6 protein-coding genes are annotated in these 12178 nt (G+C 39.9%); all 6 read right to left on the reverse strand.

Features of this window, described 5'->3' with window-relative positions; all coding sequences use genetic code 11:
- Positions 1-199: 199 nt before the first annotated feature.
- On the reverse strand, positions 200-2425 hold the full coding sequence (locus K322_RS0115510; RefSeq protein WP_026627696.1) for a glycoside hydrolase family 3 C-terminal domain-containing protein: 2226 nt from the start codon (positions 2423-2425) through the stop codon (positions 200-202).
- A gap of 242 nt (positions 2426-2667) precedes the next feature.
- A complete protein-coding gene (locus K322_RS0115520) occupies positions 2668-4119 on the reverse strand; it encodes a glycoside hydrolase family 30 protein (protein WP_026627698.1) in 1452 nt (483 codons plus the stop codon).
- A gap of 160 nt (positions 4120-4279) precedes the next feature.
- Positions 4280-5728 carry a glycoside hydrolase family 30 protein gene (locus tag K322_RS0115525; protein WP_026627699.1) on the reverse strand — a complete coding sequence of 483 codons (1449 nt, stop codon included), beginning with the start codon at positions 5726-5728 and terminating at the stop codon, positions 4280-4282.
- A gap of 78 nt (positions 5729-5806) precedes the next feature.
- Positions 5807-7177 (reverse strand): DUF5016 domain-containing protein, encoded by a 1371-nt coding sequence (locus K322_RS0115530; RefSeq protein WP_026627700.1) that lies wholly within the window; start codon positions 7175-7177, stop codon positions 5807-5809.
- Positions 7178-7265: 88 nt separating this feature from the next.
- Positions 7266-8786 carry a RagB/SusD family nutrient uptake outer membrane protein gene (locus tag K322_RS0115535; protein WP_026627701.1) on the reverse strand — a complete coding sequence of 507 codons (1521 nt, stop codon included), beginning with the start codon at positions 8784-8786 and terminating at the stop codon, positions 7266-7268.
- A gap of 28 nt (positions 8787-8814) precedes the next feature.
- Positions 8815-11796 carry a SusC/RagA family TonB-linked outer membrane protein gene (locus K322_RS0115540; protein ID WP_035332250.1) on the reverse strand — a complete coding sequence of 994 codons (2982 nt, stop codon included), beginning with the start codon at positions 11794-11796 and terminating at the stop codon, positions 8815-8817.
- Positions 11797-12178 lie beyond the last annotated feature (382 nt).

Below are 12178 nucleotides of genomic sequence, written 5' to 3' on the forward strand. Positions count from 1 at the left end.
TAAGCTCGAGACTATGGAAACATATAAGACTTATATTTTGTTTATCGGCGTGTTCGTTTTTTTTTTAAGAAAAACTGATATTTTTTAATATCACACTGATATATATCAGATTATCCGAATAAAAATAATTCAAAAAAAAATCCCGCTACCGAATAAATCTGGGTAACAGGATTTTTTCCTTATTTCAAAAATAGAATCCTTATTTCAAAGTAAATTTCACTTTTGATTTTATATCCGAAGACGAAGCACCGATCAGAGCCTCGAAATCTCCGTTTTCGGCAACCCATTCATGCTTAGCTGCATCGAAAAAGCTTAAAGCCGATTTATCGATAGACATCGTAACTTCTTTTTCTTCACCTGCTTTCAGATATACTTTTTCAAAACCTTTCAACTCCTTTAATGGACGGGGCAATGAGCTTTTCAGATCACTTATATAAAGCTGAACAATCTCAGCTCCGTCTCTTGCTCCTGTATTCTTCACTTTCACGGTAAATGAGATCTTTCCGTCACGGGTAACTTCTTTTTTATCGGCTGTTACTTTACCGTATTCAAACGTAGTATAGCTCAATCCGTATCCGAAACTGAACAATGATTTAATCTTTTCTTTATCAACCCAACGGTAACCGACAAAGATACCTTCTTTATAATCAGCTTCTTTATTTACACCGGGATAAGCATCCAGTTTATGAGCACCAACATCATCCAATTTTACAGGAAATGTAAACGGCAGTTTACCCGAAGGATTTACATCACCAAGCAGGATAGAAGCCAATGCTGTACCCGATTCTGTTCCGTTATACCAAGTCTGAACGATAGATGGTACTTCTTTGACCCAAGGCATTGCAACAGCATTACCCGACACATTCACCACTACCAGATTCTTATTTGCTTTAACCAGTTCCGAGATCAATTTATCCTGATCATAAGGTAAGCCCAAAGACTTACGGTCATGCCCTTCGCTGTCCTGATTATCACTTTTATTAAGACCTCCGATAAAGATAACCACATCAGCAGATTTAGCCTGATTTACAGCATCGGCTATCAATTCCGATTCGGAACGAGTTTCAGTCAAATCCTGTCCCGAGTGTACACCATTGTAATTTCCGCTGGCATCACCTACATATCCTCTTGCATAAACAACCTCAGCCTGAGATCCTACACGCTTTTTAATTCCGTCTAAAGGAGATACTTCGTATCTGGCTTTCAACGAAGAACTTCCTCCGCCGACAGTCATCGCTTTGATGGCATTTTCACCTACAACCAATATTTTTTTAGTCTTATTGAGGTCGAGAGGCAATACTGCATTATCGTTTTTAAGAAGTACAATTCCTTCTTCTGCAATATGACGTCCTGCCAAGGCATGTTCATCAGTACCAAACGATCCCCAAGGACGTTTTGTATTCATTGTTGTACGGAATGCAAGACGAAGAATATTGCGGACTTTTTTGTCTACTTCTTCCTCTTTCACTTCGCCTGATTTCAATAATTTCAAAAATGGTTTAGACAGATAATAGTTATCATAAGCGTTGCTTGTTCCTTCGCTCAGACCATTTGTCCAAGAACCGAATTCCATGTCCAAGCCATGATAAATTGCTTCCTGAGTACTGTTTACACCACCCCAGTCAGACACAACAACTCCATCAAAACCCCATTCGCCGCGAAGAATGTCATTCAGCAAATATTGATTATGGCAAGCCCACTGACCTTTGTACTTGTTATAAGCACCCATAATAGCCCAGGCTTTTCCTTCCTGCACAGCAGCTTTAAAAGCAGGCAGATATATTTCGTACAAAGTACGGTCGTCTACATTTACATTTACAGTGTGGCGGTCCACCTCCTGATTATTCAGGGCAAAGTGCTTTACACATGCGGCAACACCATTGGCCTGTACGCCCTGAATGTAAGGTACAACCATTTTTGAAGCTAAAAACGGATCTTCTCCCATATACTCGAAGTTACGTCCGTTTAATGGAGTACGGTAAATGTTTACACCGGGACCCAGTAATACATTTTTGTTTCTGTAACGGGCCTCTTCTCCTATCGATTTTCCGTACAGAGCCGACATATCTTTATTCCATGTGGCAGCCAAAGCTGTAAGCGCAGGAAAAGCGATACAAGAATCGTTAGTCCATCCTGCCTGATCCCACTCGTCCCACAATACTTCGGGACGTATACCATGAGGGCCGTCTGTCATCCAGTTTTCGGGTATTCCCAAGCGAGGGACACCCGCCGAACTGAATTTAGACTGAGCATGACACATCGCCACTTTTTCTTCCAGAGTCATTCGGGAAAGAGCATCCTCTACCCGCTGTTCTATTGGTTTGCTCTCATCCAGATATACCGGAATGGAATTCTGCGCTATCACAGGCATAGCAACCGAAGCCATAAAGAGAAAACTCAATAATAATTTCACTTGATTTAGCATGATTTAGTTATTTGAGATTAAAGATCATAAGATCTGTATTTATGATTATTTTTCATGGATTGCAAACTGATGACCGAGTTTATGCCTATTCGAGGTCTCAAAAAGATTCTCTTGTATTCGGTTTGTAGTATATCTGTAAACAAAAATACAATAAAACCTCCGATATATAAGTACTCAACAGCACATACCGACCTCACAAAAACCTCTCAACTTACACATAAAACACACAAGGCGGATGATTCTTATTTCCAGATACAAGATATAACAGACTGAGCAGGTACAATATAGCTGAACGCTTTATCGCCAAGTGCTACCGTTACCGTTTTTTGCTCCTGATTTTCGTTCAGCAAAACAACAGAATAACTTTTATCGGGATTCTCAAACGCCGAATAATATATCTTCTCATCTGTTTTTCCTTCCGATTTTATACGGAAACTTCCGGGTTTAATAACTTTCGAAAGATGAGCCATCGTATAATAATGGCTGTTCTTATCCATAGTCTTATAATCATTAGAATCAATAGTTATACAACCCAGGCAAATATCACATCCTCCGGGACGGTCCGGTCCGTGGTTATCATCGAGCATATAATTCCACATGATCACAGCTTTATTGAAGTTATTGATACTGCCTATACAAACCTCACGCATATTCCACATCAGATCTTTAGCAAAAGAATACCCTTCACCCCATAATCCGATAGACATTTCGGTAAAATACAGGTTCTTATCGGGATAAGCATTATGCACAGTCAGCAGTTCTTCTTTTTCACCTCCATAAGCATGGTACGCAGCTCCGTCAATGTATTTCGCGGCATTAGCATCTTCATATATTTTTACCGGATATTGTCCCTGGTCGTAATTCTCTGATTTATCGTTATCATAATTGTAGTTATGGTCATACACTACAATCTTTGTTTTGATACCGGCTTTTTCGAAAGCAGGGCCCAGAGCGTCTCTGACAAAATCACGCTGCTCCTGCCATGTCATATACAAAGACATCGAATTACCCCGATTGAGAGGTTCATTCTGAATAGTCGTCGCATCAATCTTGAAACCTTCCTTTTCCATAGCCTGAATGTATTTTACAAAGTAAGCGGCATAATCCTGATAGTATTTAGGATTGAGCTGCCCGCTTGTCCACGAATCGAAAGGCTTCAGTTCTTTCAGGTTATTTACCTTCATCCATTTCGGACAAGACCAAGGTGATGCCATTATTTTCACTTCGGGATTGATTGCTTTTATTTCTTTCAGGATAGGGAAAAGGTCTCGCTTATCATATTCGTTAATCGCGAAATTCTCTAATCCCGGTTTGTCGCAATAAGTGTATTCATCTAACGAAAAGTCGGACGCTCCGAGAGATATACGAATATAACTGTATCCGTATCCGTCTTTCTGATCGAAAGTTTCTTTTAATATGGCAGTTCTATCTGCCGGAGCCATCTTCAACAGATTATAGCAACTTGATCCGGTTATTGCAGCACCAAAACCATCCATTTCCTGATATTTCTCTTCAGGATGCAATGTTATAATATTATCCGTAGACTCGACATCTGATTTTGCCATAAGCATAACCGAGTCTTTTTGCATGGTCTTTGTTTTATCGGCAGTAGTGGTATATATATCCACAACAGACTTTTCGGTACATGCAAATAATAGTGAACAGCTTATCGCAAGATAAAAGATTTTTTTCATGAGGTTCTCGTTATCTGAAGGTCTCAGACCTATTTATTGATTCACAAAGTATAAAAACGACAGAACTCTATACACCTGTATATATGTCATTAATACTTGCTTTTATTAAAAAGGAAGATCGCATAATTAGTTTATTATGCGGTCTCCTTTGCATTTATATTTATTTCAACAGGAAAGATGCTACCGACGAATTCGGCACACTATACACAATACGTTTTCCGTTGGTTTGATCTTTGACTGTCATATTTATATTATTTCCCGATTCGTTTACAACAACAAGCCCTCTGCTACCATCAGGATTAAGGAATGCTGTTGCTGTAGCTCCTTCAGGAAATGCTCCGGTAAACGATGTCGAAATCATTTTCGCTCCTGTACGGCATACTTTACTGAAATGGCTCAACATATAATATTCCAGTTCTTTTTTGGCATCATCACCATCAATGGTAACAATACCACGGCAATCTTCGCAGAAAGTCCCTCCGGGTGTTACAGGGCCATGCTGAGAGTTTAATGCAATATTAAACATCATAAAGTTGCTCGATCCGTTCTGCATACATGGAACCATAAAATCCGAGATATAATAAAACATAGTTTCCATTTCGGTTCCTGTATTCCAATCACCGCCGGATAGTTCGGTTTCGTATATGCTCTTCGTTGGAAATGCGGTTTTCACTTCATTGATAGCCGAAGGTTTCCCTGCATATCCGTGAAAAGCCGTTCCATCGATATAAGGATTTGCCACAGCATCACTCAATACATTTATGGCATAGTTATAAATATCAAAATTATGATCGAGAACCAATATTTTGGTAGTTATGCCTGCCGCCTTAAATTTAGGCCCGATATACTTACCGATAATTTCGGCCTGTTCCTGCCACGACATTTTCATAGAAGGGTGAACACCCGATTCGAAATCAGCCTCATTCTGTAAGGTAATAGCATCTATGGTTATGCCTTCAGCTTTCATCGCCTGAACGTATTTTACGAAATAAGTCGCATAATCGTCATACACTTCTGGTCCTTTCAAAGTACCAAGATTGAGTTTACCCGAGCTTTTCATCCATGCAGGTGGAGACCATGGGCTGGCTATTAATTTAATATTGGGGTTAATAGCCAGAATCTCTTTCAGAACAGGAATCAAGTCCCTTTTATCTATCTCAGGGATGGCAAAGTTTTCAATGCCCTGCTTATCGCAATATGTATAAAGATCCATCGAAAAGTCTGAAGCTCCGATAGCAATACGGATACTTTCGAGTCCGGCTCCTTCTTTTGTATCGAACAGATCTTTCAATACCTGTGCTCTCTTTTCTGCCGACATTTGTTGCAGCAGATAAGCCGACGATCCGGTTAATGTACCCCCAAAACCATCTATGGTCTGGTATTTAGTCGAAGGATCTATACGTACAACCACATCGGTTATGTCATTCGTATAATCAATAGACAGTTCCTTGTTCAGGTATATTTTAGATTGTGTTGTAAGCCACATTCTCACCTCATTGTTTTCGGTCGGATTCTGCTCATTATCATCCGAAAATCCCGAATCGGTATTATAATCGATGCAAGAGGTTGCCAAAAGCAAGGAGAATATAGGAATCAAATATTTTTTCATATTCTTTTGAGTCTTTAAGTACCGGAACTACTTACTTTTCGGGTGAGTAGTCCGGTCATTGTTTATAAGATTCGTTAATCAAGGCAGAGTTACCTTTTCGGCAGTAACGACTTTAGTTGCCAGATTGATGGTTATTTTATAGTTCCCCGATACAGCTCCTTCTGCAGGATACCAGTTTCCATCATTTTTACCCAGATCGGTGTCTTTTGCGATGAGTGCAGGCATAGTAAATGTGGATGATTTCTTTTCATTCGCCCAGTCTCTGTTCTCGAAAGGTTTAAAGTTTGCTTTTGATGCATCAAAATAAACAGTCGCCTGATAAGTATCCGCAGCTACTTTACGGAATATTATCGCTTGCAGCGGAGCATTGAAATCCCATGCTGTATGCGCCTCGGGTTTCACCTTAGACGGATATCCCAACCCTTCGCCGCATGTCAGCAGGATATTAGGATAAGCTCTGTCCTGAGGTTCAACAAGCATTACTTTCCGGGTAGGACTGTAATACAAGTCATAGCTGCCTGCATCGCCTGTAAATTTCACTTTATCATCAGCAGTACGTTCAAAATAATCCATATTATAAACCACATCAGTTGAAGCCAATTCATCGAACAATGTTACTTCCTGATTCTTTTCGAATGTACGGGTAAGTTTTTTAAACGCCTCATTGCTTGCTGTTACATCACCGAAATTATCGAGAATAAGATCATTCGGATTTAATTTGCTCCCAACAAGGGTTGTTGCGAACTTATAATTATCAAAAACTATCTGAGTGATATAATCAACGCCTTCTGATGTTATCGTAATATAATCACCGGTTTCGTCCACTAACTGAACAGCACCGCCTTTTAAACCCCATACACGTCCTGAGAAGTCGATCTGATTATCATCAGTCAGCTTTTCGGCAATACGGTAACGGATATTATTTGACTTGATTTTCACCTCCGCCGACTCGTATTTGTCAGACTTTTCGGATTGAGCCGTCAATGGATACACCTCACCATTATCCAATACCAGATACAGTTTGCTGTAATAGGTTCTCTTGCCTTTCAGACCCGAAATATTTCCTTGAGTCTGATCACCTTCCACATTAGTCAAAGTAAGTAATACTTCAATATCGGCATTATCGGGTAATTCGGCTGCATACGCAACTTTGAACTTTGCAGAAACCTCAGCTTTATTTCCTGCAGTACGGATGGTTTGCTGAGCAACGAGTACGTCATTCACAACCATTTTCATCTCCAATGTAGAAAGAGGAGTTGCTTCGTCTGCCACTTTAGCTGTGATAGTAACCGAATCTCCGTATGTAAATGTTCCGGGATTGATCGCAGCATCCTCTATAACAGGAGTCGAATGAGGATAAACAGTCCGGGAATCTTCTTCTTCGCACGAAGACAGAAGCAAAGCTCCGGCACATAAGCCCCATATTATATTTTTATAGATATATTTCATAATCTTTTGCTTTTAAGGTCTCAGACCTTTTTATTCTTATTGATATTCGGTAAACGAGTTTACTGATCTAATAAATAGGTCTGTGACCTCAATAACCCGGATTCTGGGTAAGATTTACATTCAGATCGAGTTCACTCTGAGGGATAGGCCATATCAGTTTATTTTCACTCAAGCGAGAAGCATATGTATTCTGATGATCGGTACAAGCCTGCATCACCTGAATAAAACGACCTCTGCGTTTCAGATCCATCCATCTTTTACCTTCGAATGCAAATTCGAAACGATTCTCGTTTTCGATAGCCAAACGCATGTTATCTTTGCTGGATGCTGTAGTATTAGGCAGCTTAACACGTGTACGTACCAGATCTACCAATCTTTTAGCCTCACTCAGGTTTCCTAATTCGTTTTCGGCATCAGCCAATAGTAAAATAGCTTCCGGCAAACGGAACAGCACAATATTTCCGGCTTCCTGCGATCTCAGTTTATAGCAATAAGGGTATTTGTTAGACGGCCAATACTTGTCAGTCCATTTACCTGTAACATCACCAAACATAATTGATGCATCTCTACGTATTGTATCTTTTGCCGAAGTAAAAGCTCTGTAAAGATCCTGACTGGGTGTATTAAACTTTTTCCAGTCGATACCATAAAACATCTGAGCCCCCCAGTTGCCCAATGTAGACCAACTGTTGTAATCGACTTCAAATATCGATTCCTTAGTATGTTCATTTACAAGATTTACACTTGGCAATACTCCATTCGAAGGCGTTTCGGCTACAGCAAACAGATCATTATAATTATCCATTAAACCATAACGAGTATCCGACACTACTGCCTGAGCATATTGTTTCACTTTATTCCAGTCGGTATTAGCCACACCGTCTTTAGTCGCATACACCTGCGCCTGTATCAGATGCACAAATGCTTTGGTTATCTTAAACTTATCAGTCGAATAATCCATTACACCCGATTCGGCAACTTCGAGGTCGCTTACAATCTGTGCATAAATACTATCAGTTGATGATTTAGCCGGATACAGCAGCGGATATATCTCATCGATATTATCGAGGCTTATTTCAGGGATATATTGAGTAATTAAAGGTACACTTCCGTAAATCCTTACCAGATTGAAATAACATAACGCCCTCATAAAGTGGGCATCTCCGCTGATTTCACCTCTGCGTTTTTCGGTCAATGCAGAATCTTTGATTTTAGGAATCCATTCGATAATTGTATTAGCTTTGGATATCTGAGAATACATGTAGCCCCAATCTCTTTTCACTCCGCCATTAGATGCAGCGATACGAAGTTCGTCAAACTGCATAGTCTGATCTTTTGGTTCTCCGGCATAAGCATTATCCGCTTGAGCATCATTCATTATATACCAGTCGAGCTGCCAGAATTCCGATCCGTAATCGCTGTAAGCTCCGGTCAACAATTGTTCCATCTGAGTAGCAGTTGTATACTCGGTTGCATGGTCTTTATCTCCCGACCCCCAATTTTCGTTGGTAAGTTCCGAATCGGGTGATTCATCAAGGAAACTGCTGCATGAGCTTAATGCCAGACATGCTACTGCTCCACAAAGTAGATATTTTATATTGTATTTCATTGTTAGCTTCTTTTAGTATTGATAAACCTTAAAAAGTCAGATTAAGCCCGAAAATAAATGAACGGGACTGTGGGTATGTACCGTAATCGATACCTAATTGAGCCGCATTACTTCCTGTCCAGCTTAGTTCGGGATCATACCCTCTGTATTTTGTTAGAGTAAACAGGTTATTTACAGTTCCGTATATATTCAGTTTCGATAATCTTAGAGTATTAAGTACTTTTTGATCGAAAGCATAAGACAATGTCAACGATTTTAAACGGATAAAAGAACCATCCTCAACAAAACGTGTCGAATTCAATACATTGAAAGATCCCACAACAGCCCGAGGTACATCTGTAATCATTCCGGGACGCTGCCATCTGTTCAATACGGCTGTCGATTGGTTTTTCGAATCGCTCATCGACTCCAACTCTATTCGGGAAGCATTGAAGATATCGTTACCGTATGATCCGTTAAAGAATGCACTCAGTGTGAAGTTTTTGAATGAAAAATTCTGAGTAATACCGAAAGTAAAATCAGGTTGAGCATTACCGATTATTGTTCGGTCACCGGGATCAGCCACTTTATTTGCATCTACTCCATTCACTCCATTGTTATTCAAATCCTTATAAACGATATCACCGGTTTCGGGATCAACACCTTGAGCTATATATCCATAAAAGGATCCTAAAGGCAGACCTTCTCTGATCATAATAACATCATCTCCATTGGTCTCTATATTAGCTGCAGTAAATTGTTTGGTAAGACCTAGTTTTGTCAATTTATTACGGTTAAATGACATATTCACACTGGCATCCCATTTGAATGCTCCGGTCAGTATTTGTCCGTTAAGATTGAATTCCAAACCTTTGTTCACCATCTCTCCGCCATTTCTCATTGGCAGATCTACACCTACTGTTGCAGGCAAGGTGATATACAATAATAGGTCGGTCGTTTTCTTATAATACAAATCAAATTCTCCTGTCAATCTCGAATTAAAGAGAGTGAAATCCAATCCGGCATTGTATTGTGTCGTAATCTCCCATTTCAGATCGCGGTTTCCCAGTCGTCCCGGTTTTACAGCAGGCCCTTGACCGGTTTCTTCCCTTCTGGTAATGGTGTATTTATCGTAAGAATCATAATCCCCGATTCCTCCCTGATTACCATTACGTCCCCAGCCGATTCTAAGTTTGGCATCATCCACTACTTTTGTAAGAGGCTCAAAGAACTTTTCACTAGAGAAACGCCATCCGGCAGACAATGAAGGGAAATATGCCCACTTATGATATAACTTAGAAGAGCCATCGGCACGGAAATTAGCAGTAAACAGATAACGGCTCTCGTAATCATATTGTACTCTGGTCAGATATGACATCAGCGAGTTTCCATTCTTTTCGGTTTTCGCATTATTAATTTTATTAGCCATGTTTAAAGTCATGGTCTTGTATGTTGTACCTTTTACAAAATCTTCGAGAGACATATATGCATTTTCGTGCCTGTATCTTTGCATAGTAATACCGGCTAATGCACTGAAATTATGCTTTCCTTCGAATTTCTTATTGTATGATAAGATATTTTCACTTTGCCATGTCAGGTAATTATCATCTGCATGTTCACCTCGACCATTGGCCTGACGACCGTATTGAGTTTTAACCGGATCAATAAATTTGTCCCACGAATGATCTGTGTAATCAACCGAAAAACGAGGTTTGAAGTGTAAACCTTCAAGAATTGTAAAGTCCAGTTCGAGATTACCCATAAAACGGTATTCCCTATTCATATCATAAGTATCGGTTTGTCCATAAGGGTTTTCGCGCGACGACTGGTTTGGGTCGGCTTTGTACTGCCCCTCATTATCTGGATCCCAGATCGGGATATTAGGAGGAGTATTCAAGATAGACATAATCACACCACCGCGACCGGCATTCGCATTGTCGGTCACATCCCGACGGGCATTCCGTGCAAAGCTAAGATTAGACGTAACTTTGAACCAAGGTTTGATATCGCTGCTCAAATTTGTACGGAAAGAATACCTATCGTAAGTAGCAGGTTTGATAATACCATCTTCTTTCTGATAACCACCGGAAACATAATAATTTACTTTATCGGTACTACCAGAAAGAGAAACCTGATAATTCTGCTGCACACCAGTTCCATACATTTCTTTCGCCCAATTGATATAGTTTTGGTTGGTACGATCCATACTGAAACCAACTTCATCCATCAAATCGTAATACTGCGCAGTATTTAGTGTCTTAATTTGCTTTGCAACATTCGAAAAGCCTGCGTACATAGATAAATCTATCTGAGTACGTCCTTTTGCTCCTTTTTTGGTAGTAATAAGCACTACCCCATTTGCCGCACGGCTACCGTATATTGCAGCTGAAGACGCATCCTTCAGAATCTGCATACTTTCGATATCGTTTGGCGAAACATTAGTAATATCATTTGTAATGATTCCGTCTACCACATAGATCGGATCATTACCGGCATTCAGAGAAGTAGCTCCACGCACACGTACCTGAAGACCGACTCCGGGTTTGCCCGATGGTTGCACCACCTGTACACCGGCAGCTTTGCCCTGAAGAGCCTGTTGTGCCGAAATAATAGGACGGTCTGCCCAATCATCAGCAGATACGCTTGCTACCGAAGTCGTAAGGTCGGCCTTACGTTGCGTACCGTACCCGATTACAACCACCTCATTCAGTTGTTTTGAGGATTCTTTAAGAGACATATTCAATGTGCCTTGTTTTGCCTGTATTTCCACAGGCTCATATCCCATATATGTAAATACAATGATAGAATTTTGCGGCAGATTATTGAGTGAATACTTTCCGTCGATGTCTGTCATTGTCGCATTAGCCCCACCTTTCAGGCTAACCGATACCCCGATAAGGGTTTCACCTGACGATGCATCAGTTACCGTTCCTTCAACTTTGATATTGCCTTGGGCAAAAACAATCTGAGGAAGCAGCAAAGCAACAACGAGACAAATCTTGTACAAGAATTGTTTACTTCTACACTTCATGGTTTCTTTAGATTTTAATGATTTAGTTTTAATGTAAGTTATTCTTAAGGACTCATGCCTTTTTATGATTGTCATAAATCAAGGATGAGATTATCCCCTTATCCGTACCTCTTTTCTTGTAAGGTTAATTCTGGTTCATCATTTCATGTTCTTTCTGGTTTTTTGAGTTTAAAATAGACTAAGTAGAAAATCCTATTTAATGATATATTATTTCATTTTGACCTCCTGTTGCACCTATGCTTATAAAAGCAATAAAAAGGTCTGAGATCTTAAGGTAAGCATACGTTGCTTAATATCTCAAAATTACCCGCACAAACCACTCCTCCTTCTTCTTAAATAAAAAAAGTAGTAAACACAAACAATTAAACAATTAACAATAAGA

It is taken from the genome of Indolivaga capnocytophagoides DSM 22835, assembly GCF_000426485.1.
Taxonomy (GTDB): Bacteria; Bacteroidota; Bacteroidia; order Bacteroidales; family Dysgonomonadaceae; genus Dysgonomonas_A; species Dysgonomonas_A capnocytophagoides.

Coding starts and splice junctions, on each gene's coding strand:
- K322_RS0115510 (WP_026627696.1), bottom strand. CDS start 2,425: ATGCTAAATCAAGTGAAATTATTATTGAGTTTTCTCTTTATGGCTTCG.
- K322_RS0115520 (WP_026627698.1), bottom strand. CDS start 4,119: ATGAAAAAAATCTTTTATCTTGCGATAAGCTGTTCACTATTATTTGCA.
- K322_RS0115525 (WP_026627699.1), bottom strand. CDS start 5,728: ATGAAAAAATATTTGATTCCTATATTCTCCTTGCTTTTGGCAACCTCT.
- K322_RS0115530 (WP_026627700.1), bottom strand. CDS start 7,177: ATGAAATATATCTATAAAAATATAATATGGGGCTTATGTGCCGGAGCT.
- K322_RS0115535 (WP_026627701.1), bottom strand. CDS start 8,786: ATGAAATACAATATAAAATATCTACTTTGTGGAGCAGTAGCATGTCTG.
- K322_RS0115540 (WP_035332250.1), bottom strand. CDS start 11,796: ATGAAGTGTAGAAGTAAACAATTCTTGTACAAGATTTGTCTCGTTGTT.